The following is a 23069-nucleotide window of genomic DNA, read 5'->3' on the forward strand; positions in this document are numbered from 1 at the left end:
ATGACTGCTGGGGGTATCGTGATCACGCTAGCACTTCTTTAGTTTTATAATTAAAAAGCCAGTCGGCGTTGCCACGCTTGTCATCGTCGTATGGCAAAATAGCGGCTCTGAATATCGGGTGACGGCTTTCGTTGCCCTAGCATTTAACGGAAAGTACCACCATGTCGAATCAACACACTGAATCGAAGCAGCAAATCGTCTGGGATCAAGCGGTATTGGATAAGTACAACTATTCCGGTCCTCGCTACACGTCGTACCCAACGGCGCTGGAGTTCCATGAAGCGTTCACCATTTCTGATTATGATATGGCATGCACTCAGTACCCAGACCGCCCATTATCGCTGTACGTGCACATTCCGTTCTGTCACAAGCTTTGTTACTACTGTGGTTGTAATAAAGTCATCACGCGCCACTCGCACAAAGCGGACGAATACCTCGATGTGCTTGAGCATGAGATTCGTCAACGTGCAGCCTTATTGGTGGGCAGAACGGTAACGCAATTGCACTTTGGTGGTGGTACGCCAACGTTCCTTTCTGAAAAGCAAATTACACGCGTAATGAGCCTGTTGCGCCAAGAGTTTACCTTTAGCAGTGATGCTGAAATCAGTATCGAAGTTGACCCGCGTGAAATTCAGATCACCATGTTGGATCACCTGCGTAGCGAAGGCTTTAACCGCTTGAGCATCGGTGTTCAGGACTTCAACAAAGAAGTGCAAAAGCTGGTGAACCGTGAGCAAGATGAAGAGTTCATCTTTGCGATGGTTGCGCGCGCAAAAGAGTTGGGTTTCCGTTCGACAAACCTAGATTTGATCTACGGCTTGCCAAAGCAAACCAAAGTCTCTTTTGCCAAGACGTTAGAACAAGTACTGGAAATGCAGCCGGGCCGTCTGTCCGTATTTAACTACGCGCACATGCCACAGCTATTTGCAGCGCAGCGTAAGATTAAAGACGAAGATCTGCCTAAAGCAGAAGAGAAGATGGCGATTCTGCAAGACACCATCGCGACATTGACTGGTGCTGGCTACCAGTTCATCGGTATGGACCATTTTGCATTGCCTGATGACGAACTTGCCGTTGCTCAGCGCGAAGGTATTTTGCATCGCAACTTCCAAGGCTACACCACACAAGGTGAATGTGATTTGGTTGGCTTTGGTGTCTCTGCAATCTCGATGATCGGCGATGCATACGCGCAAAACCAGAAAGAGCTGAAGAAATACTACGCTCAAGTCAACGAACTTCGTCACGCACTGTGGAAAGGGGTCTCGCTGGACTCTGATGATTTGCTGCGTCGCGAAGTGATCAAGCAGCTGATTTGTAATTTTAAACTAGACAAGAAAGCGATCGAGTCTGAGTTTAAAGTGAAGTTTGATCAGTACTTTAAAGAAGACTTGCAGCTACTTCAGACCTTCATCAACGATGAGCTGGTGGAAGTGGATGACAATGAAATTCGTGTGACGCTGCGAGGTCGTTTGCTGATCCGTAATATTTGTATGAGCTTCGATAAGTACCTGCGAGCGAAGGCGCGTCAGCAACAATTCTCTCGTGTTATCTAATCATAGACGCCGATTCAAGATATAAAAAATGCCAGCAGATGCTGGCATTTTTTTATGTTTTCGCTGGATTTAAGCGCGATCTTTTACTTTTGCTTTCAGTTCCGCTTTTTCTGCTTCTGAAAGGAATGCAATCTCAAGACCATTGATTTGTGCTTGGCGAATCTGGTCTTGGCTCAGACCAGCTGCTGGTGCCGCTACTTCGTATTCGTATGGCAGCTCAATACCTTCAACCGCAGGGTCGTCAGTGTTCAGACACGCAAGAACGCCATGCTCTAGGAACTGTTTGAGGGGGTGGTTTTCTAACGTTTCTACCGTGCTTGTTTGGTAGTTTGATGTTAGGCAAGACTCAATACCAATGCGGTTTTCTGCTAGGTAATCCATCAGTTTTGGATCGTGGATCGCTTTTACGCCGTGACCGATACGAGTTGCGCCCAGCTCATTGATTGCTTGCCACATGCTCTCTGCACCTGCTGCTTCACCAGCATGAACCGTTACCCCAAGGCCAGCGTCGCGTACTTGTTTGAAGTGAGACACAAAGCGATCGCCCGGTTGGCCCAGTTCGTCACCCGCCAAGTCGACAGCAACGATGTGATCTTTTTGGCTCAGAATGCCGTCCAGTTCTTGTTGGCACGCGTCGGTGCCAAATGTGCGGCTCATGATGCCGATCAGGTTGGCTTTCACGCCAAAATCGCGCATACCCGCTTGCACACCGTCCACGACTGCTTCAACAACACCCGCTACTGGTAACTTGTGTTTCATTGCCATGTAGTATGGTGAGAAACGCAGTTCAGCGTAATCGATTTGAGCGTTTAGTGCGTCTTCCACGTTTTCGTACGCCACACGACGACATGCATCTAGGTCGCCCAGTACCGCAACACCCCAGTCGAGCTTAGAAAGGAAAGCAACAAGAGAGGGTTCCGCTTCGACAATTTGAACGTGAGGAGTTAGAGACTCAATATCGTACGCTGGCAGAGCAATACCAAATTTTTGGCCAAGCTCAAGAATCGTTTTAGTACGAATGTTACCGTCTAGGTGGCGGTGCAAATCAGTAAGAGGAAGGTTCTTCGTTATCATTATGTCGATCCGGATAGTTATGAACTGGAACAGGGCCCAAACATCATCTGTGACAATACATGGGTAAGATTTGCAGTTAAGTATAAATAACAGTTAGGTAGATTGTCAGTAGAGGATGACTAGGAAATCAACGATTCTCGCTCTTTTCTACTTCATGTTAACCAAATGTGTTGGCCACTCTTCTAGTGGCATTGGACGGCTGTAATAGAAGCCTTGCACTTGGTTGCAGCCTAAAGAGCGCAGTAATTGTGCTTGATTGCTATCCTCTACGCCTTCTGCGACGACATTGGTTTTGAGGCCCGCGGTGATATTGATGACCGCAGCAACGACCGAACTGTCTAAGTTTTCTTGCGTGAGTTGATTGATGAAGGTGCGATCAATCTTCAAACAAGTAAATGGCAGTGAGTGAAGATAACCCAGTGATGAGTAACCGGTACCGAAATCATCGATCGCGATACCAATCCCCATATCACGCAGTTTGGTCATATTTTCCAGTGTGGTTGGTGCGCTATCAATAATGCGCGACTCGGTGATCTCCAGTGTTAGGTTACTGGCGGGTAATTTTGTGATATCCAATACGTTGGTCACCGTATCGACAAAATCAGGGCAGGACAGTTGATTAACGGAGATGTTCACATGCAGTTGGAAGTCTGATGGCCACTGATTACTTTGAATGGCTTGGTATGTATCGCGGCAAGCTTGTAACAGAATTTGTTGGCCAATGGCTTTGATCATGCCGCTTTCTTCTGCGATTGGAATAAAATCTAATGGTGACACCATTCCTGAGTCACTGTGCCAGCGCGCCAGCGCTTCTGCGCCACACACATTACCACTAGCGAGATCCACAATAGGTTGATAATGAGGGACAAACTCTTGGTTTTCGATGCCAGTTTGAATCTTAGTCAGCATTTGGGTGCGGAACTTTGAAGCGCTTGCCAGTTCAGGGCTGTAATGACAGACACCGGTCAGTGAGTCTTGCTTGGCGTAGCTTAATGCGATGCTGGCGTTGCGAAGCCACAGCGGCATGGTTTCATTTGGTTGGGTTTGCACAATGCCAAGTGAAATCTTCATCACTACATTCTCACCTTCCACCATAAATGGGGTGGAAAAGAGTTGCTGTAATCGACGCTCGGTTTGTTTAACTTTGGCTTCAGTATCGGCGTTTGAGAGAAACACTGCGAACTCATCACCGCCAATCCGAGCCAGTAACGCGTTATCACTAAACTCTTGTTTTAGCCTTTCTGCGATGCTGACCAACAGTTGATCACCGTTATGATGACCCACACTGTCGTTGATATCTCTAAATTTGTTGATACCAAGTAAAAATAAACTGCCGTGGCACAGGTGAGATTGGTTCTCACAGATTTCGACCAAGCCCTGACGACTGTATAAGCGTGTCAGAGAGTCATAAACCAACTGCTCACGCAACGCTTTAAATGAGGCTCTGAGGTTACTCGTCATCTCATTAAAGGCATGCACAAGTACCGTTGTCTCATACACATAACCAGGTTTTGGCATACTGCTGTCCCAATCGCCATTCGCAAGGTGTTGGGCGGCGTCGGCCGTCGCGTTAATCGGTCTGGTGACTCGGTTGAAAATGATCCAACTGATGGCGATACCAAATAAGCTGACGATAAACCCGACCAGCCAACTCTTTTGTTGGCTTTTCGGCAATGTACCCAGCAACTCGGATTCAGATATAGAGGTGCCAATAAACCATGTTAAACCGTTTTGATCTCGGTATGGGGTTAGTCGGCTGAAAATACGTTGGCCGTCATGCTCAAATGAAAAGGTGTAAGGTTGCTTAGTATTGTTGAGATCAAACGACCGAACGCGGCTCGCACTGATTTTGATGATCGGATCTGCGTTTTCAGCCGCAAACAAACGCTGCCCTTTATCAGAAAACTTTGTGCCCCATGAGATGACGCTTCCCGGGCCTGAGTGAGCGATTAAACGATGATCTGGGTCCATGATGTAGACCGAAGCTTTGGTGTTGTATTTTAACTCGCGCAGAAATTCGTTGAATGTATTGATACGAATGTCTGTCACCAAAACGCCAGCAAATTGGTCGTGTTTATACACCGGTGTCATGGCTGACAGCGTAATATCCTGGCGTTCATCGGCATTCGTATAAATCTCAGACCACATCGAGGTTTGAGTCTCAGCGACGGGCGTATACCATGGGCGAGTGCGAGGATCGTATGGAGAGATAACCGTTCGAATGCTATTACTCACATGGTTGGTGCCATAAATAATCAGATCACCATCGGTATATCGATCTTGAACCATTAAGGTGTAATCGTCGGAAAGCTCGCGGCGGAACCCGGCAAAGTCACCGCTTTCTGAACCAAATGCGATGACATCCAACTGCGGTATCGATTGGTAAAGGTTTTTGAATGCACTCAGCAGGTAGCTTTGAATATCTGAGGTGTCGTGAGGGTGATAAAGGTTGTGATAGCTGACGTTATGCGCGAGAGCCATAACCGCAGTAAACGGCTTGCGCAGATAGCTATTAAGGTGGTCGTGGACACTTTCGGTTAACACGGAAAGTTGTTTGTCGCTGATATCTGTGACCACTTCTTCGTAGCTTTGCTTTTGGACGTAGACAATGACACCGATCGCCAGTAAGAAGATCATGACAAATGGAATGAGAACAGCGGTACGCAGTGTAATTTGAGTCGTAGCAGTAGACATTGCCTAATCACATAGATGGTGGTGCGCCACAATTGTACTGATATTTTTGTTAATATCGAGTGACAAACGACTCTCGTTGTTAACGCACCACGTAAGTGATTGTCAGTACAATTCTTTTAATTTTCTGGTAAGCGTGTTTCGCCCCCAGCCTAATACTTTAGCGGCATCTTGCTTGTGACCTTTAGTGTGCTCCAAAGCGGCCTCTAATAAAATGCGCTCAAATTCTGGTAAAGCATAAGAAAGCAGTTCTTTATCTCCTGCCGCGAGTGATTGACGTGCCCAATCCGCCAATTGTTCTTGCCAGCTGCCATGCTCAGAGTCCGAAATGGATTTTTTCTCTTCGAGCAGTTCGCTTGGTAAGTCGTTTGGCAATACCTCGCTACCACTGGCCATGACGGTTAACCAACGGCAAATATTCTCTAATTGACGCACGTTGCCCGGCCAATCAAGGCGGTTAAGAATTTCAACGGTCGACGGATGCAGAGTTTTGGTTTCGACCCCCAGCTCATCAGCCGCTCGGATAAGAAAATGCTGCGTAAGTTTTTCGATGTCCTGCTTACGTTCACGCAATGCCGGAATCTGCACTCGAATCACGTTCAAGCGATGGAATAAATCTTCACGGAAATCGCCTTCATGCACCAGCTTTTCTAAATTCTGGTGTGTTGCCGCGACAATCCTTACGTCGACGCTGATTGGGGAGTGACCGCCCACTCGATAAAACTGTCCATCGGCCAGAACACGCAGCAAACGGGTTTGAATATCTAACGGCATGTCACCGATTTCGTCTAAAAATAGGGTGCCGCCATTGGCTTGTTCGAATCGACCCTGACGAACATTGTTCGCCCCGGTAAATGCCCCTTTTTCATGACCAAACAACTCTGACTCAATCAGATCTTTGGGAATCGCCGCCATATTGAGTGCAATAAAAGGTTTGTTGGCGCGAGGACTATGGCGGTGCAACGCATGAGCAACGAGCTCTTTACCCGTGCCCGATTCACCGTTAATCAATACTGAAATTGAGGAGCGAGAAAGACGGCCAATGGCGCGAAATACTTCTTGCATGGCTGGCGCTTCACCGATGATTTCTGGCGTTTCTGCTGGAATGTCTTCTGGAGAGAGTTGCTCACGTTTATTTTCGTGACTGTGTGCAATCGCTCGCTCAACTAACGTTAAGGTTTCATCGATATCAAAAGGTTTTGGTAAGTATTCAAAGGCGCCTTTTTGGTACGCATTCACTGCCGCATCCAAATCTGAGTGGGCGGTCATGATAATCACGGGAAGGTCTGGGTAATCGCGCTGTACTTGTTTTAGCAGCTCTAATCCATCAATGCCCGGCATGCGAATGTCCGATACCAGCACATCTGGTACTTCGCGTTCGAGCGCCATCAAAACGCTTTCCCCATCGGCATAGGTTTCGCATTTTATGTTGGCAGAGGAGAGCGTTTTCTCCATCACCCAGCGAATGGAACTGTCGTCATCAACGACCCAAACATATCCTTTACTCATGTAGTAATCCTTGCAGCAAACCGAAAAACTGATGCGACTTGAAGTCCATTAGCGCAATCAGATCGGCAAATAAATAGTAAATGTTGTGTGACCAGGCCAGCTTTCTACGTCTATTTTTCCATTGTGCTGGTCGATCAAATTTTGTGAAATAGACAGCCCTAAGCCAGTTCCTCCCTCGCGGCCACTGACCATGGGATAGAACAGCGTGTCTTGTAATTCCGGTGGAATGCCTGGGCCGTTGTCTGTGATTTCGACACGCGCAGCGAGTTTACAGCGTTTGCCGTGAATATTAGCTTGATGCACCGTTCTGGTGCGAATGGTGATTTTACCGTGTTCTTGATGGCTAAGAATTTGCGCTGCATTACTGACGATATTAAGCATCGCCTGTTCGATTTGGTCCGCATCCATCAAAATTTCTGGCAAGCTCGGGTCGTAATCGCGTTCAATCACGATTGAACGTTGCGATTCTAATTCAACCAACTGGCGGACCTTTTCCAGAATTTGATGCAAGTTTTCTTGTGTCTTCTTACCTGGCTTTTGTGGCCCGAGTAATCGATCAACGAGCGCTCTTAAACGGTCGGCTTGCTCAATAATGATGTGCGTATACTCTGTGAGAGAAGGCTCTGGCAGCATTTTTTCTAGCAATTGCGCTGCACCACGTAATCCACCTAGCGGGTTTTTGATCTCATGTGCAAGCCCTCGGACTAACAGTTTCGCCGCTTGTTGTTGGGCGTGCTGGTTCAGTTCTTGAGAGAGTCGGCGCTGTTGATCAATTTTGCGCATCTCGACGAGTAACATCAGTTGTTTTTGCCAAGTGATTGGGCTAACTGTCACCTCTAGCATTAAGGGGCGGCCATCAACAACGAAAGTGACGTCACTGTCGGTGATGCTTTGGCCACTTTGCAATGGTTGAGTGAGCAGCGCGAGATCCAGCGACGCATGTTGAATCAATTGAGAAAGCGATTGTTCAACAATACGTTTCGCGCTTTGAGAAAACAGCAACTCGGCAGCCGGATTGGCATAACGGATAGCCAATCCATCATCAAGAATCAGTGTTGCTGTCACCATGTTGTTGAGAATGGCACTAGGAAGACTGGTATCCACATTACGTCCTTGTTTTGCTTTAAGATTGTGCGTTGCACAATAATGGTGCAATTGAACGTTAAGTATGGCGAATAAATCTCAGAAGAAAAAGTGAAAAGCACCGCAGTGATGCTATTTTTTTCACCAGATATTCTATTTTGCCCCTTTTACGGTCGGCTTAACACTTGCTCTATGTAAATGCACCGTTATAGGGCTAGTAGATGCAATAAGCTTGCCGCTTCTTTTCGCGTGCACGGCCAGTGTGTGGGTGCCTCGGTCAATATTGTTTAACTGCCACGTCATATGGCTTTGTGGCGCACCATAAGGTTTTCCGTCGAGCAACAGTTGCAACTGTTCACCGATACCAAGCTTGCGATTGGTTTCCAGTTGAATATTGATGATGCCTCGGTTGCTGCGGATGGTTTCGTTATGTTGAGGAGTCAGCATCGAGAGCTTTAATGGGAGAGGTTTATCGGTTTTCTTTTCTGGTTTGTCTTGTGGCTCTTTCGATGGCTTGGTCTGAGGGGCGAGTGATTCCGTGCTTTCTACCCTAGGAGCCGGTGCGCTGGCTTCAAGGTTTGGCAGCGCGATGGCTTTTGCACCTTGGTTTGGCGTATCACTAAAATGAACCACGCCATTTTTATCTACCCATGTATAAGCAACCTGCGCTGATGCGATGGAGACGATTAATAATCCGCTGAGAGCACATAGCGATGGAATAAGCTGAACTTTCATTGCTCACCTTCTTTTGATCGATGATTTCACGTTTCAATGGCTTAGCTCTTTGACCTACAAGGTAAAAAGTCCAAGCGTATTTTTATTATCCCCTCATGTTAAACGTCGAATCTTGACTGACGAATACAAAAAAGGCCCGCCTGCGAGGCGAGCCTAATATTTTGTTGCTGTGTTTACATTTTACACAGTGTCGACCTTATACAGAGTAGTAAAGTTCGAACTCAACTGGGTGAGTTGTCATGTTCACGCGCTCTACGTCCTGAGATTTCAGCTCGATGTAAGAGTCGATGAAGTCGTCAGAGAATACACCACCCGCTGTTAGGAATTCACGATCAGCATCTAGCTCTGCTAGTGCGTCTTTCAGTGAGTATGCAACCGTTGGGATTTCTGCTGCTTCTTCTGCTGGTAGATCGTAAAGGTCTTTATCCATTGCTTCGCCTGGGTGGATCTTGTTCTTAATACCGTCAAGACCAGCCATTAGCATTGATGCAAAGCATAGGTATGGGTTAGCCGCTGGGTCACCAAAGCGAACTTCGATACGACGTGCTTTCGGGCTTGGTACCACTGGGATACGGATTGAAGCAGAGCGGTTACGTGCAGAGTAAGCAAGCATAACTGGCGCTTCGAAGCCTGGTACAAGACGTTTGTACGAGTTTGTTGATGGGTTAGCAAATGCGTTGATTGCACGAGCGTGTTTGATGATACCGCCAATGTAGTAAAGCGCCATTTCAGATAGACCGCCGTACTTGTCACCAGCAAATAGGTTTACACCATCTTTCGCTAGAGATTGGTGAACGTGCATACCGCTACCGTTGTCACCAACAAGTGGTTTAGGCATGAATGTTGCCGTTTTACCAAACGCGTGAGCAACGTTGTGTACAACGTACTTGTAGATTTGGATTTCGTCAGCTTTGGTTGTTAGCGTGTTGAAACGAGTTGCGATTTCGTTTTGACCCGCTGTTGCCACTTCGTGGTGGTGCGCTTCAACAACAAGACCCATTTCTTCCATTACTAGACACATAGCAGAACGGATGTCTTGAGATGAATCCACTGGAGCTACAGGGAAGTAACCACCTTTAACGCCTGGACGGTGACCTTTGTTACCTTCTTCGTAATCAGAACCTGTGTTCCATGCTGCTTCTACGTCATCGATCTTGAAGAAAGAGCCTGACATGTCAGTCGCGAATTTCACGTCGTCAAATAGGAAGAATTCTGGCTCAGGACCGATAAGTACAGTATCTGCAACGCCAGTAGAGCGCATGAAGTCTTCAGCGCGTTTTGCGATAGAACGTGGGTCACGGTCGTAGCCTTGCATTGTTGCCGGCTCTAAGATGTCACAACGGATGTTTAGTGTTGCGTCTTCCGTGAATGGGTCAAGCACAGCAGAAGATGCGTCAGGCATCATTACCATGTCTGATTCGTTGATACCTTTCCAGCCAGCAACTGATGAACCATCGAACATTTTACCTTCTTCGAAGAAGTCTGCGTCGATTTGGTGAGCAGGGATCGAAATGTGCTGCTCTTTACCTTTTGTATCAGTGAAGCGTAGGTCAACAAACTTAACTTCGTTTTCTTGGATCAGCGATAGAACGTTTTCTACTGACATCTTGGATAACCTCCAGTGTTAATAAGCGGTAAAAGCTCGATTTATGAATTATTCATGAAACCTGGCATTGATTAATCAATTTGACTTTTCATTAATCGATGCTGTTTTAACTAAAGCCAAAACCGTGCCAAAAAAAATATTCCATTAATTTCAAGCAATTGTGTTTTTTGGCGCTAGCTTGGTGCAGATGATTGCACCAAAATGATCTTTACTTGCACTGTTGTGGTGCGGAAAATAATTATTGCACCATAATGTGACAGGCGCATTGCTTATTCAGCCCAGTTTTTGAGCAAGAGTCAATTTGAATTATGCATCGATTGGAATAAAGTTGCGTTTAATCAATTCGTTCTGAGGAAGAAAATGGGCATTAAGCGTAAAAATCGCAGAAATGCTCGGGAGTAGATCACATATTTCTAGGCTTTTTGCTAAAATCTGGTACATTATGGCCGTTTTTTTAATCAGCAAATGTCGCCAGAGAGCACCCGTTCTCAGCGTGGGGGCATTTCATCTATCTAAGTGAATCAATATCCATGGCTACTCCACAGATTGATAAATTAAGAAATATCGCGATCATCGCGCACGTTGACCACGGTAAAACCACGTTGGTTGACAAGCTGCTACAACAATCAGGCACGCTTGAGTCTCGCGGTGAAGCTGAAGAGCGAGTCATGGACTCGAACGACATCGAGAAAGAGCGCGGTATTACCATTCTTGCTAAAAACACAGCAATCGACTGGAACGATTACCGTATCAACATCGTAGATACCCCGGGACACGCGGACTTCGGTGGCGAAGTTGAACGTATCATGTCGATGGTAGACTCTGTACTACTTATCGTTGACGCGGTTGATGGTCCAATGCCTCAAACGCGTTTCGTAACACAAAAAGCGTTTGCTCATGGTCTAAAACCAATCGTTGTTATCAACAAGATTGACCGCCCTGGCGCACGTCCTGATTGGGTTATGGACCAAGTGTTCGACCTATTCGACAACCTAGGTGCTTCTGACGAACAGTTAGATTTTAAAGTGGTTTACGCTTCTGCTCTTAACGGTTGGGCTTCTCTAGAAGAAGGCGAAACGGGCGAGAACATGGAACCGCTATTCGAAACTATCGTTGGCGAAGTAGCTGCACCAGAAGTTGACCTAGATGGTCCACTACAGATGCAAATCTCTCAGTTGGATTACAGCTCTTACGTTGGCGTTATCGGCGTTGGCCGTGTAACTCGTGGTAGCGTTAAGCCAAACCAGCAAGTAACGGTTGTTGGTGCAGACGGCAAAACTCGCAACGGTAAAGTGGGCACAGTAATGGGCTACCTAGGCCTAGAGCGTCACGAAGTTGAGCAAGCTAACGCGGGTGATATCATTGCAATCACTGGTCTTGGCGAGCTTAAAATCTCTGACACTATCTGTGCACAAAACGCAGTAGAAGCACTACCAGCACTGTCTGTTGATGAACCAACAGTAACCATGACGTTCCAAGTAAACACGTCTCCATTCGCTGGTAAAGAAGGTAAGTTCGTCACTTCACGTAACATCCTTGAGCGTCTAGAGAAGGAACTGGTACACAACGTTGCACTGCGCGTTGAACAAACAGACGATCCAGACAAATTCCGCGTATCAGGCCGTGGTGAGCTTCACCTGTCTATCCTGATCGAAAACATGCGTCGTGAAGGCTTCGAGCTTGCCGTATCTCGTCCAGAAGTAATCATCAAAGAAGAAGATGGTCAGCTAATGGAACCGTTTGAAACGGTAACCATCGACGTAATGGAAGAGCACCAAGGCGGTATCATGGAGAATATCGGCCTACGTAAAGGTGAGCTGAAAGATATGGCTCCAGACGGTAAAGGCCGTGTACGTATGGACTTCATCATGCCATCTCGTGGTCTGATCGGCTTCCAAACGGAATTCATGACACTGACTTCTGGTTCTGGTCTTCTATACCATACGTTTGACCACTACGGCCCACACAAAGGCGGTAACATCGGTCAGCGTATCAACGGTGTTCTGATTGCTAACGCTGCGGGTAAAGCGCTAACTAACGCACTGTTCAACCTTCAAGAACGTGGTCGTCTATTTATCGGTCACGGTGTGGAAGTTTACGAAGGCATGGTTATCGGTATTCACAGCCGCGACAACGACCTAACAGTAAACGCACTGAAAGGTAAGCAGCTAACCAACGTTCGTGCATCTGGTACAGATGACGCACAGGTTCTAACTCCGCCAATCATCATGACACTAGAGCAAGCGCTTGAGTTCATCGATGACGACGAGCTAGTAGAAGTAACACCTGAAAGCATCCGTATCCGTAAGAAATTCCTAACGGAAAGCGATCGTAAACGTGCTTCTCGTGGCGCGAAATAATTTTCGTTAAGCGATTCAATTAAGAAGAAGCCCTGAGTTATGCTCAGGGTTTTTTGTATCTAGAGAATGAACATATCAGCATGAAGCCAATTGTGATTACTGGTGGCCCAGGTGCGGGGAAAACCACCCTACTGAATGCATTAGAGCGGCAAGGGTATGCGACGTTTGCAGAGAGCTCTCGTACGCTAATTGAACAGCAAAACCAGTTAGACGACGGTATCTTGCCGTGGACGAACCTGCCTGAGTTTGCTCAATTGTGTCTCGACTTGATGAGCAAGCAAAAGAGTGATGCGCGTTGTCATGACGTTGCGTTTGTTGATCGCGCCATCCCAGACATCATTGCTTACTTACAAGTGGGCGGTTGTAAGGTTGACCAAGCTTTCTTAACTGAAAGTGCTGGGTACCATAGTCCGGTGTTTACTTGTCGACCTGAAGCATCCATTTACGTGCAAGATGAAGTGCGTCCACACAGCTTTGAAGAAGCATTGGAGATTCATCAATCCTTAGTGGATATCTATGCTGAGTTGGGTTACGAAGTGGTAGAAGTGCCATGGGGCAGTGTGCTAGAACGAGTAGGCTTTGTTCGAAGAGTCATCGGTTTAGTTGGTGAGGTCACAGACTAAAACCTCCTCGCTAGGAGGAGGTTTGAATCATTTACTTTTGATTGAGCTTTTGTAGGAATTTATCAGACTCTGCAATCGCTTCGTTCATCTGTTTGATGGCAAACTGAATGTCTTTCTCTAGACTAGAAAATTCACCTTGTAGAGAGCCAATCGCACTGGCGTTAAGGTTGTGTTTCAAGTACAACGTGTTGTCGCGCAGTGTATTTAGTACCGGCGTCATCTTTTTCTCTGCACGCTTCATTGCGCTAAGCATGGTTTTGTACGAGGCTTTGGTTTCACGTAGCTTTTGCTCGCTTGAACGGCGCAATTTCGCGCTCGAGTACAGCTCTAGTTCGTCTTGCCATTCATCGAACAGTGCGCCGGAAACGTCTTCAATCGCAGCAATGCGGTCACGAACGTCTTGCGCCGCTTTTTCGCTGTCTTCGTACTTGTCATTGATTTTGTTGTAGACACTTTCTAGCTCACCACCATCAAAATTAGTGATCGCAGATAAGGCTTCAAGTGCACTGGTGAATTCTTCTTGTGCATCTTGTTGAGATTCTTTGGCATCTTCAACGCGGTCGACCATAATATCTCGTTTATGGTACCCAACTTGCTCCATCGCTGAGTAATAAGCAGATTGACACCCTGTTAAAGTGAAAATTGATAGTACAATTGCTAATAAATAAGGCATTCTTATGTCCTCGACGCTAATTATGGGATGAACTATGAACCAGTTATCAGAGAGTTACAAGGCAAGATTAATCAATCTACTGCCAAGTTGCGTCGCGTTTTTTAAGTATCTTCTTAAGCGATTAACGCATGATCGCGTCAATGTGAACGCGGGCTATCTTGCCTACATTACCTTGTTATCCATCGTGCCAATGCTGACAGTATTGTTATCAATATTGTCGAAATTTCCCGTTTTTGCGAACGTTGGTGAGGTGCTGCAAGGCTACATTATTGAGAATTTTGTGCCAGCTTCTGGAGAAGCTGTACATACGGCATTGCAGGAATTTGTGGCGAATACGGGCAAAATGAGCGCGGTTGGCGGTGGGTTTTTATTCATTGCTGCAGTCATGCTGATTTCGAACATTGATAAGAACTTAAACTACATTTGGCGAGTTAAAGATAAGCGCCGTTTAGTCTTTTCATTCTCTATGTATTGGATGGTACTCACGTTAGGGCCGATCATGGTCGGTGCGAGTATCGCGGCGACATCGTACGTGACCTCACTGCAAATTTTAGAGAACGAGACATTATCTGGTGCGTTCAATCTGTTTTTACGTTGGTTACCGCTGTTGTTGTCTTTTTTCGCTTTCCTTGGCTTATATATTCTGGTGCCGAATAAAAAAGTGCACCTGGCTCATGGCGTGATGGGGGCAGCAGTCGCTGCGATACTGTTCGAATTAAGTAAAAAGGGCTTTGCACTCTACATCACGCAGTTCCCATCTTATCAGCTCATTTACGGGGCGTTAGCCGCGATTCCTATCTTGTTTGTTTGGGTGTATTTATGCTGGATGATCGTGTTATTGGGTGCGGAAGTCACAGCAGCGCTTGGTGAGCGAGAGCACTGGAGTGAAGATTTAGACATGATACACTCGACCGCTGAATCTCAGTTAACAGATGAAGGAAGCGAGAGTAGTGATAGCGCTAATTCAACGAGTCAGTGAAGCTGCCGTCCGTGTGGATGGTGAAGTCGTAGGGGAAATTGATCGTGGTCTGCTGGTCTTATTAGGAGTAGAGAAAGACGACGATGAGGCCAAAGCAAAACGCTTGATGGAGCGTGTTACGACCTACCGCGTGTTCGAAGATGATGAAGGTAAGATGAACCTGAACGTCAAACAGGTAGAAGGCAAAGTGCTGGTGGTTTCTCAATTTACGTTACCTGCGGATACAAAAAAAGGCACTCGTGCTGGCTTTTCTCGCGGTGCGCATCCTGCTGATGCTGAGCGCTTGTATGATTACTTTTCTGATTTGTGTGAACAAGTTTTACCCACACAGCGTGGCCGCTTCGCTGCCGATATGAAAGTGTCCTTAGTGAATGACGGTCCGGTGACGTTTTGGTTGCAGGTCTAGTCTGGTAACACCAGTGCCATGGTCTAAGCTTTAACTCCAAGCTCATGGAATTGGCTTGGCGTGATTTTCCCGACATTTATTAGTGTTGTGCTTTCAAAGGATTGATATGTTCAAACTCATTACTCCCAAAACCGATAATCAGATAAACAAGTATTATCAGTTTCGCTGGCAACTGCTTCGTGAGCCATGGCGTATGCCAATTGGCTCTGAACGCGATGAATACGATGAAATGAGCCATCACCGTATGATTGTTGATGGCCGAGGTCGTCCTATGGCGATCGGTCGTTTATACATTACGCCGGATAATGATGGCCAAATCCGCTATATGGCGGTTAAAAATAATCGCCGCAGTAAGGGGATGGGCTCGCTGGTTCTGGTCGCGCTAGAGTCGTTAGCACGCCAAGAAGGGGCGAAGCGCTTGGTGTGTAATGCCCGTGAAGATGCCATCGCCTTTTACGAGAAAAATGGCTTTGAGCGTCGCGGTGAACTAACCGACGAGCGCGGTCCTGTGCGTCACCAACAAATGGTGAAACCATTGGATCCGATGGCGAATGTGTTACGTCGCCCAGAATGGTGCACTGAACTTCAGCAGCGCTGGGAGCAACAGATCCCAATTAGCGACAAAATGGGGATCAAAATTAACCAGTACACGGGTTATCAGTTTGAATGCTGCGCGCAACTTAATCCGAACCTTAATCCGCATAACACCATGTTTGCGGGGTCGGCTTTTACTTTAGCCACCTTGACGGGGTGGGGTATGACGTGGCTGCTGCTTAAAGAGCGCGGTCTGCATGGTGATATTGTGTTGGCCGACAGTTCGATTCGTTATCGTCAACCAGTCGAGCAAAACCCTGTGGCGAGTACTTCGTTGGATGGGATCAGTGGTGACCTAGATCGATTGGAGTCAGGGCGCAAAGCACGCATCGTCATTCACGTGGTGATTTATAGTGGCGACACGCCAGCCGTAGATTTTGTTGGTACCTATATGTTGATACCGAACTATTCGCAATTACTCAGTTGTTAATTGAGAGGGCGCCTTACTGATCTGTAGGGCGCTTATTCTTTTCGTTTTCTTGTTCTGCCGGTGGGAGGATGTGTTCCTCTGCGGTGGGAGCAGTGACAGATGCTTCGTCTTCTTCGATAACTTCTTCGTAAAGCTCTTCCTCTTGAATTTCCACATTGATGTTATCAACCGCAGTTGGCTGCTCAATGGATGATTCATGTGTTTGTGGAGTACTTTCAACATTAGCTGATTCTTTTAAACACTCGTTATGATGGGTTTCGCCATTGAGTAGATCGCCTTCAACGCTCCCGCACGACTCTTTCAATTGATAAGCAATGCCACTTAGCGGGTTGTTGGCCATATCAAACTTGCCCCAAACCCTACCACTCATAGCTTTCCCTGAAATGGTAACTGGTTCTATGGCGACTTTCCCTCGTTGCGCGGTTAAACGCAGCGGACTTAAGGTAATGGCTTTGAGCGAATGATCCGCTTGGGATTTTAAACGGGTATCTCGTAGGTTGGCTTCCACTTCACCAGATAAGCTGTAGGCCAGCATGTTGCGATCACCTGATAACCCTTGTAGATCGAGGCTGAGATCGGAAAAACCATCAATGGCCAGTGTGTTGGGTAAATAATCGTGGAAGAGTGATAAGGGAATGCCATCGGCATTGAGGTTGAGTGCCCAAGGCTGGCTCGGAGTACTTAGGTCTATCTGTCCGATGCCTTCTACGTAGCCTTGCTCGAGTGGTGCAAAAAGGCGTGTCAGTTTCCAAAAGCCATTCTCACTTTGCATGGCAAGTGCAGCATGAGACGTGAGCACTTGGTTATAACTGGCGTTTACAACGCTAGCGTCCAGATCGCCATGCCAAAGGCCCCAACGTTGATTGACCTGTTTAAGATCAAGCTGCTGCCCTTCGATGTTTAAACCGGAGAACTGCCAATAAGGTTCGTGAGATAGCTGAATGATCTGGCTGCGCTCGATGTCGAGTCGTTGGATTGTGACATGATCTAACTTACTGATGGCGGCGTGCCACCAGTTTTGGTTATCTTCAGGTTGTATTGCCCACTTGAGGCCTTGAATGGAGGCTTCTTCGAGTTGCCATTGCGTTGGAGTGAACACCCCAGAGACCTGCACACGACCTTGCTGCCAATCTAAGCTGAGATCGTTGAGCTGGATTTTTCCAGGCTCTATAGCAGCACTTAAACGCGGCTCTATTGCGGTTTGCTGTTGGAATTGGACGCTATCCGCCTGCAATGAAACTTGAGCCGTTGTCTCCCAGAGAGATAGTGGCAGTGTGGCGTTTTCTACGGAGAGCTCTAAGTTTTGCCAGTGCCAATCGCCCCATTCAATATCGGCGTTCAGTAAGTCTAAGCTATTAATGTGATTAATCTTGAATGGTATTGCTTGCCAAGGCTTAGCAAGCAGTGATTGGATCTGGATATGATTGAGTTGCAACTTATTGATGGTCACATTCACTAAAGACCAGCCTTGTGGATACTGCTCGCCTTGCCCTGAAATTTGACTGTTACGCCAGTTAAATGAAGTGCCATAGAGCGTACTGTCTTGCGGTTTGTAGTCCATGTCGACCAAGACCTGATTAAAGGCTTCGCCATTCCAATAGATCTGGTCGGCTGCAAGTTGAACCTCGCCATATGGTATTAACTGGCCATTCCACAGTGGTGATTGAATTTGAAGGTCAATGCCATTACCAGAAAACTGCTCGTCGGCGTAATCAATATTTTTGAGCGCGATTTGATGGAACAAAACGTTATCTAAAGGCTTGAGCTTTGGCGCGCCATACTGCAAATTAAGTCCATCAATCAATAAGCTATCAACGATCCATTTACCATCGCGATAAACATCGGGATTCATCCATAAATCGACTTGCTCGATATAAGAAGCGTCGTCTACGTTTGTGTTCACACCCTGTAAAGTTAGGTGGTAGGGAAAATCGTAACGCACGCTTTCTGCTTGAAAGGGCAAGGAAATGCTGTTTGATAGCAGACGCCAAGTTGCATCGGCGTAAGATGTTGTTAACAGCGCAATCATAGTGGCCGGAATGGCAACTAAGATAACCAGTAACAGAATTAGAACTCGACGCGCTGTTTTCATCCCTGCTAGAACCTACGTTTGCAATTAAATAAAACTAGATAGGCTTTAGCTTGTATCAATATTCTGCGGTATTCAATAAAAAGCCCCTCAAAAGAGGGGCTTGAAGCGGTTTTTTGTAACTTGGTCTACGTAAAAGTGATAAGTGGCTGCCCACTTATCACTGTGGTTTACGCGACGTCGTTGTTACTCGACTTAATCAATCTGAGGGCCAGCGGCAACCAGAGATTTACCTTCCGCATTGTCCGTGTATTTATCAAAGTTATTGATAAAGCGTTCAGCCAAGTCTTTCGCTTTGCTTTCCCACTGAAGTGGATCAACGTACGTGTCACGAGGGTCTAGAATGCTTGGATCCACACCTGGTAGTGAAGTCGGTACTTCAAGATTGAAGATAGGAATGTGCTTAGTTGGTGCATCTTCAATCGAACCATCAAGAATCGCATCAATAATTCCGCGCGTATCTTGAATCGAGATACGTTTGCCAGTGCCGTTCCAACCTGTGTTCACTAGGTAAGCCTCAGCGCCTGCTGCTTCCATACGTTTAACCAGTACTTCTGCGTATTTAGTTGGGTGAAGCGTTAGGAACGCTGCGCCAAAACATGCAGAGAAGGTTGGCGTTGGCTCAGTAATACCACGTTCTGTTCCTGCCAGTTTTGCAGTAAAGCCAGATAGGAAGTGGTACTTAGTTTGCTCAGGTGTCAATTTAGACACTGGAGGTAGCACACCAAATGCGTCCGCCGATAGGAAGATCACTTTATTCGCGTGACCGCCTTTTGATACTGGCTTAACAATGTTGTCGATATGGTAGATAGGGTAAGAAACACGAGTGTTTTCTGTTTTCGAACCATCATCAAAGTCAATAGAGCCATCGCTACGTACCGTTACGTTTTCTAGCAGTGCATCACGGCGAATTGCGTTGTAGATGTCCGGCTCCGCTTCTTTCGATAGCTTGATGGTTTTCGCGTAACAACCACCTTCGAAGTTGAAAACGCCGTCATCATCCCAACCGTGCTCATCATCACCAATTAGCGCACGTTTAGGATCAGTCGATAGTGTGGTTTTACCCGTACCAGAGAGACCAAAGAATACCGCTACGTCGCCGTCTTTACCCATGTTAGCGCTACAGTGCATTGATGCGATGTCTTTTAATGGAAGGAAGTAGTTCATCATTGCGAACATGCCTTTCTTCATCTCACCGCCGTACCAAGTACCACCGATAAGTTGCATGCGCTCGGTTAGGTTAAATACGGTGAAGTTTTCTGAGTTCAGACCTTGCTCTTCCCATTTTGGGTTAGTGCATTTTGCGCCATTCATTACCACGAAGTCTGGTTCAAATGTTGTCAATTCTTCTTCTGTTGGGCGGATAAACATGTTTTTAACGAAGTGCGCTTGCCATGCGACTTCCGTGATAACACGAATGCTCAAACGCGTATCTGGGTTTGCACCACAGTAACCGTCAACAACAAACAAACGTTTGTTAGAAAGCTGGTTTGTGACCAGTTCTTTCAGCTCGTCCCACACTTCTGGAGTGATTGGTTTGTTGTCATTTTTTACTTGATCAGACGTCCACCACATATGCTCTTCTGTCGTAGCGTCTTTGACGATGTATTTATCTTTTGGTGAGCGACCAGTAAAGATGCCAGTGTCAACGGCAACCGCACCTAGTTCAGTAACCACGCCACGCTCATAACCAGTTAGGTCTTCACGCGTTTCTTCCTCAAACAACATTTCGTAGCTAGGGTTGCGAATAACCTCTTTAACGTTATGCAGTCCGTGCTTGGTTAGATCAAGTGTTGCAGCCTTAGTATGTTCCATAACGGTCATAGGTGCTCCTTATAAGGATTTTTGTAGGGATTTTGTAAGAATGTTTTAATTTTAATCTGCTCACCATGCTAGCAACGGGGCGGGGAGAAAACAGGGAGATAGCTCAAAATTTATCCATGATTTCAATAAGGTTTTAGGTAACCCGTCACATATTGGTGGGAATAGTTTATCGTGCACGCAATCCTTTGCGCTAGGGCAAAATCATTATTAATTGTTTAAAATTAAGCAGTTGTTTTATTACGCTTGAAGCGAGGTATTACGAGGGGTTGATCACAAAAATGCCAGCATTAAGCTGGCATTTTGTAGGGTAAATTACGTGCTTGATAAGCTATGTAAATTAATGCAGGGTTTTCTTGTCCGCAGAAGCTTGTGCATATAGCTCGGTGACTTCTGCTTCGTCGAACGTATAGGTCGTGCCACAGTAATCACAATGTAAAGAAACGGATCCTACTTCAGCCAAAATGTCATAAATTTCAGCTTTCTCAACGGTGATGATAGCGGCACCACTACGATCACGAGAACAGCCACAATGGAATTCGACAGGTTGCGGTTCGTAAAGGCGCACTTTGTCTTGGTTATATAGGCGGTATAGTAGTTCGTTAGCTTCTAGACCAAATAGCTCTTCATCTTTTACCGTGTCAGTCAGTTGCTCTAGATGCTCGAAATCATCTGGTGAACCAGTGCCATCAGGGATTACTTGAATCAACATACCTGCTGCGTGTGCTTTACCTTCGTGCTCGCCCGTGCGGATCCATAGACGCGTTTTTAGCTGCTCTGAGTTTGCAAAGTAGCCTTCTAGTACGTCGGCTAGAGTATCACCTTCTAATCCAACGACACCTTGGTAACGCTCACCGTTTTTCGGTTCGATAGTGATAACGAGGTAACCTTTGCCCATGAGATCGTGGAGGCTTGCATCATCGGCAATATCGCCTTCCCAGCGAGCCACGCCACGAACGCGTTGCTTGTGGTCACCGTTGATAACGGCAAGAGATACAGGGCCGTCGCCTTGTAGCTGAATGGTGATTGAGCCTTCGAACTTAAGAGTGGCAGTTAAAAGAGTAGTTGAAACGAGTAGCTCACCCAGCAGTTTCTCTATTGCTGCCGGATATTCCTTGCTGGAGATAACACGTTGGTACGCTTCATCCAATTGTACCAACTCGCCACGTACTGAAAGATCTTCGAATAGGTAGCGGTTTAAAACATTATTTGCCATGGAGTGCTTTCCTCGTTGGTAATTCCGGCTTTTATTGGTGTTTGAACTTAATGATGTCTCTGCGCTGCTTTTTATCTGGGCGGCGTTCTGGACTTGGGTTGTGGGCATTAAGCTTACGTTGAGTCGCGTGTTCCTCACGTTTCGCTATACTTTCATTAGTTTCGCGATACAAGGTCTGTGCGATGGGAGCGCCTCGGCGTTGATCAGAAATTTTTTCGATGATCACCGTTTTTTCTTCGTTGCCTTGACGAAGTCTTACTTCGGCGCCCACTTCAACGATTTTACTCGGTTTGCTTCGTTGGCCATTATAGTGGACTTTACCACCATCGACCATGTTACGAGCGATAGAGCGGGTTTTATAAAATCTTGCGGCCCATAGCCATTTATCTAGCCTAACGGCTTCATTTAGGGAACTCATAGAACACTACGCTATCTAATCACTGCCCGAATATGGCAATGAGTGATGGATTATTCACCTACAGATGGAGTCAAGGCGTATTTTTTTCAAGGGAGTTGGCAAAAACTGCATAAGAAAAAGGTATGAAAGACAACTTGTGATATAGTTCACTGCTCTTTGTTGAGTAATAATTTTATTGCAAATTTAGCAATTTAAAGTCGATAGCTATTGTTATAGCTTAAATGACGAACGTTAGAATAAAGGAATCCATTCAGTGAAACGTTTAGAGCTAAGTGCAGGATTATCAAGCAGACCGCTACTGGCTCAGATCAAGTCCAATAATTATACAATTCAAGCCAAACTTAGCTTGTTGCTCACCTGTCTGTTTATTGCAATAACCGGATGGATACTTGGCAAAATTGTATGGTTAGCCATACCTCAATCGTCGGAAGTGCCGCAATGGCGTCCATCGACGAGCAGCGTTGTTGCGAGCAATAAAGGCGACGCGATAGATTTTAATGCCCTTCAGAATGCCAACCTATTCGGTAAATTCACTGAACAAAAGCCTGCAGTTGTAGAACAACCTGTTGTTAAAGACGCCCCTAAGACGCGCCTTAACCTTACACTGGTTGGCGCGGTTGCAAGCAGTGATGCGAATACCAGCCTTGCTGTCATTGCCAACCGTGGCAAGCAAGCAACGTATGGTTTAGGTGAAAAAATTGAAGGTACGCGTGCGACACTAAAAGCCGTATTAGTGGATCGCGTCATCATTGATAACCAAGGTCGAGACGAGACCTTAATGATGCAGGGTATAGAATATAAGAAGCTATCTGAATCGCCGCAGATAGCCAGAGCCCAATCTCAACGAGCAGAATCAGCGTCTGACGTTGGAGAAAAATTAGAGCAAATCCGAGAGGAAATTGCGAAAGATCCACAAAGCGTTTTCAAATACATCACCATTTCACCCGTCAAAAGAGACGGGGGCATTGTTGGTTATCGAGTGTCACCTGGTCGTGATGCCGCGCTGTTTAATGATGTGGGTCTAGAACCTGGTGATATTGCGGTGCAGCTTAATGGGATCGATTTAAGTGACCCGTCTTCTTCAGTACAACTGATGCAAGTGATGAGCGATCCGCAAGAATTAAATTTAACTGTTGAGCGCGACGGCCAACAGTACGATATCTATATCCAATTGTAAGACTTAGGCAACCGGCGTAAGTTCAGGGAGAC

Annotated in this window: 18 protein-coding genes; 7 read left to right on the forward strand and 11 right to left on the reverse strand. The window is 46.4% G+C overall.

What is annotated here, in order from left to right:
* Positions 1-161 precede the first annotated feature (161 nt).
* Complete coding sequence (gene hemN / locus J8Z23_RS00555; protein ID WP_109168673.1) at positions 162-1553, forward strand: oxygen-independent coproporphyrinogen III oxidase; 1392 nt, start codon at positions 162-164, stop codon at positions 1551-1553.
* 69 nt (positions 1554-1622) lie between these two features.
* On the opposite strand, the gene add is transcribed toward hemN, so the two are convergent.
* From add to glnA, 6 genes are all read right to left on the reverse strand, one after another.
* Complete coding sequence (gene add, locus J8Z23_RS00560; RefSeq protein ID WP_005395038.1) at positions 1623-2627, reverse strand: adenosine deaminase; 1005 nt, start codon at positions 2625-2627, stop codon at positions 1623-1625.
* A 147-nt stretch (positions 2628-2774) separates the two neighbouring features.
* A complete protein-coding gene (locus tag J8Z23_RS00565; RefSeq protein WP_375223410.1) occupies positions 2775-5321 on the reverse strand; it encodes a bifunctional diguanylate cyclase/phosphodiesterase in 2547 nt (848 codons plus the stop codon).
* Between the two features lie 102 nt (positions 5322-5423).
* The gene (gene glnG / locus J8Z23_RS00570; protein WP_005395036.1) at positions 5424-6827 is read right to left on the reverse strand and encodes a nitrogen regulation protein NR(I); all 1404 of its coding nucleotides are present in this window, start codon (positions 6825-6827) and stop codon (positions 5424-5426) included.
* 57 nt (positions 6828-6884) lie between these two features.
* Positions 6885-7895 carry a nitrogen regulation protein NR(II) gene (gene glnL, locus J8Z23_RS00575; RefSeq protein WP_234702571.1) on the reverse strand — a complete coding sequence of 337 codons (1011 nt, stop codon included), beginning with the start codon at positions 7893-7895 and terminating at the stop codon, positions 6885-6887.
* A gap of 168 nt (positions 7896-8063) precedes the next feature.
* A complete protein-coding gene (locus J8Z23_RS00580) occupies positions 8064-8645 on the reverse strand; it encodes a DUF4124 domain-containing protein (RefSeq protein ID WP_182033376.1) in 582 nt (193 codons plus the stop codon).
* Positions 8646-8841: 196 nt separating this feature from the next.
* The gene (gene glnA / locus J8Z23_RS00585; RefSeq protein WP_005395023.1) at positions 8842-10251 is read right to left on the reverse strand and encodes a glutamate--ammonia ligase; all 1410 of its coding nucleotides are present in this window, start codon (positions 10249-10251) and stop codon (positions 8842-8844) included.
* A gap of 530 nt (positions 10252-10781) precedes the next feature.
* Here glnA and typA point away from each other — a divergent pair.
* The gene (gene typA, locus J8Z23_RS00590; protein WP_046874152.1) at positions 10782-12611 is read left to right on the forward strand and encodes a translational GTPase TypA; all 1830 of its coding nucleotides are present in this window, start codon (positions 10782-10784) and stop codon (positions 12609-12611) included.
* Positions 12612-12691: 80 nt separating this feature from the next.
* The gene (locus J8Z23_RS00595) at positions 12692-13234 is read left to right on the forward strand and encodes an AAA family ATPase (RefSeq protein WP_434634433.1); all 543 of its coding nucleotides are present in this window, start codon (positions 12692-12694) and stop codon (positions 13232-13234) included.
* A 31-nt stretch (positions 13235-13265) separates the two neighbouring features.
* On the opposite strand, the gene J8Z23_RS00600 is transcribed toward J8Z23_RS00595, so the two are convergent.
* On the reverse strand, positions 13266-13907 hold the full coding sequence (locus J8Z23_RS00600) for a DUF2959 domain-containing protein (protein WP_031780441.1): 642 nt from the start codon (positions 13905-13907) through the stop codon (positions 13266-13268).
* 34 nt (positions 13908-13941) lie between these two features.
* Between J8Z23_RS00600 and J8Z23_RS00605 the strand changes: the two genes are divergently transcribed.
* The 3 genes from J8Z23_RS00605 to J8Z23_RS00615 all read left to right on the forward strand — a co-directional run bounded on the left by J8Z23_RS00605 (position 13942) and on the right by J8Z23_RS00615 (position 16316).
* Positions 13942-14886, forward strand: a complete 945-nt coding sequence (locus J8Z23_RS00605; RefSeq protein ID WP_258643196.1) for a virulence factor BrkB family protein — start codon at positions 13942-13944, stop codon at positions 14884-14886.
* Complete coding sequence (gene dtd, locus J8Z23_RS00610) at positions 14858-15292, forward strand: D-aminoacyl-tRNA deacylase (protein ID WP_012841223.1); 435 nt, start codon at positions 14858-14860, stop codon at positions 15290-15292. Before J8Z23_RS00605 ends, dtd begins: the two co-directional genes overlap by 29 nt.
* 106 nt (positions 15293-15398) lie before the next feature.
* Positions 15399-16316 carry a bifunctional GNAT family N-acetyltransferase/hotdog fold thioesterase gene (locus J8Z23_RS00615; protein WP_005395003.1) on the forward strand — a complete coding sequence of 306 codons (918 nt, stop codon included), beginning with the start codon at positions 15399-15401 and terminating at the stop codon, positions 16314-16316.
* A gap of 13 nt (positions 16317-16329) precedes the next feature.
* Here the strand turns inward: J8Z23_RS00615 and J8Z23_RS00620 are convergent, their stop codons facing one another.
* The 4 genes from J8Z23_RS00620 to hslR form a co-directional block, all read right to left on the reverse strand.
* The gene (locus J8Z23_RS00620; protein WP_434634439.1) at positions 16330-18408 is read right to left on the reverse strand and encodes an AsmA family protein; all 2079 of its coding nucleotides are present in this window, start codon (positions 18406-18408) and stop codon (positions 16330-16332) included.
* A gap of 192 nt (positions 18409-18600) precedes the next feature.
* Positions 18601-20229, reverse strand: a complete 1629-nt coding sequence (pckA, locus tag J8Z23_RS00625) for a phosphoenolpyruvate carboxykinase (ATP) (RefSeq protein WP_047009389.1) — start codon at positions 20227-20229, stop codon at positions 18601-18603.
* Between the two features lie 337 nt (positions 20230-20566).
* Positions 20567-21442: an Hsp33 family molecular chaperone HslO gene (hslO, locus tag J8Z23_RS00630; RefSeq protein WP_046874147.1), complete on the reverse strand. Its 876-nt coding sequence runs from the start codon at positions 21440-21442 to the stop codon at positions 20567-20569.
* Positions 21443-21473: 31 nt separating this feature from the next.
* Positions 21474-21860: a ribosome-associated heat shock protein Hsp15 gene (hslR, locus tag J8Z23_RS00635; RefSeq protein ID WP_031780440.1), complete on the reverse strand. Its 387-nt coding sequence runs from the start codon at positions 21858-21860 to the stop codon at positions 21474-21476.
* A 253-nt stretch (positions 21861-22113) separates the two neighbouring features.
* Between hslR and gspC the strand changes: the two genes are divergently transcribed.
* Positions 22114-23037: a type II secretion system protein GspC gene (gene gspC / locus J8Z23_RS00640; protein WP_301659437.1), complete on the forward strand. Its 924-nt coding sequence runs from the start codon at positions 22114-22116 to the stop codon at positions 23035-23037.
* The last annotated feature ends 32 nt before the right edge of the window (positions 23038-23069 follow it).

The sequence above is a fragment of the Vibrio sp. SCSIO 43086 genome (assembly GCF_051132235.1).
Taxonomy (GTDB): Bacteria; Pseudomonadota; Gammaproteobacteria; order Enterobacterales; family Vibrionaceae; genus Vibrio; species Vibrio diabolicus.

Coding starts and splice junctions, on each gene's coding strand:
- hemN (WP_109168673.1), top strand. CDS start 162: ATGTCGAATCAACACACTGAATCGAAGCAGCAAATCGTCTGGGATCAA.
- add (WP_005395038.1), bottom strand. CDS start 2,627: ATGATAACGAAGAACCTTCCTCTTACTGATTTGCACCGCCACCTAGAC.
- J8Z23_RS00565 (WP_375223410.1), bottom strand. CDS start 5,321: ATGTCTACTGCTACGACTCAAATTACACTGCGTACCGCTGTTCTCATT.
- glnG (WP_005395036.1), bottom strand. CDS start 6,827: ATGAGTAAAGGATATGTTTGGGTCGTTGATGACGACAGTTCCATTCGC.
- glnL (WP_234702571.1), bottom strand. CDS start 7,895: ATGGTGACAGCAACACTGATTCTTGATGATGGATTGGCTATCCGTTAT.
- J8Z23_RS00580 (WP_182033376.1), bottom strand. CDS start 8,645: ATGAAAGTTCAGCTTATTCCATCGCTATGTGCTCTCAGCGGATTATTA.
- glnA (WP_005395023.1), bottom strand. CDS start 10,251: ATGTCAGTAGAAAACGTTCTATCGCTGATCCAAGAAAACGAAGTTAAG.
- typA (WP_046874152.1), top strand. CDS start 10,782: ATGGCTACTCCACAGATTGATAAATTAAGAAATATCGCGATCATCGCG.
- J8Z23_RS00595 (WP_434634433.1), top strand. CDS start 12,692: ATGAAGCCAATTGTGATTACTGGTGGCCCAGGTGCGGGGAAAACCACC.
- J8Z23_RS00600 (WP_031780441.1), bottom strand. CDS start 13,907: ATGCCTTATTTATTAGCAATTGTACTATCAATTTTCACTTTAACAGGG.
- J8Z23_RS00605 (WP_258643196.1), top strand. CDS start 13,942: ATGAACCAGTTATCAGAGAGTTACAAGGCAAGATTAATCAATCTACTG.
- J8Z23_RS00615 (WP_005395003.1), top strand. CDS start 15,399: ATGTTCAAACTCATTACTCCCAAAACCGATAATCAGATAAACAAGTAT.
- J8Z23_RS00620 (WP_434634439.1), bottom strand. CDS start 18,408: ATGAAAACAGCGCGTCGAGTTCTAATTCTGTTACTGGTTATCTTAGTT.
- pckA (WP_047009389.1), bottom strand. CDS start 20,229: ATGACCGTTATGGAACATACTAAGGCTGCAACACTTGATCTAACCAAG.
- hslO (WP_046874147.1), bottom strand. CDS start 21,442: ATGGCAAATAATGTTTTAAACCGCTACCTATTCGAAGATCTTTCAGTA.
- hslR (WP_031780440.1), bottom strand. CDS start 21,860: ATGAGTTCCCTAAATGAAGCCGTTAGGCTAGATAAATGGCTATGGGCC.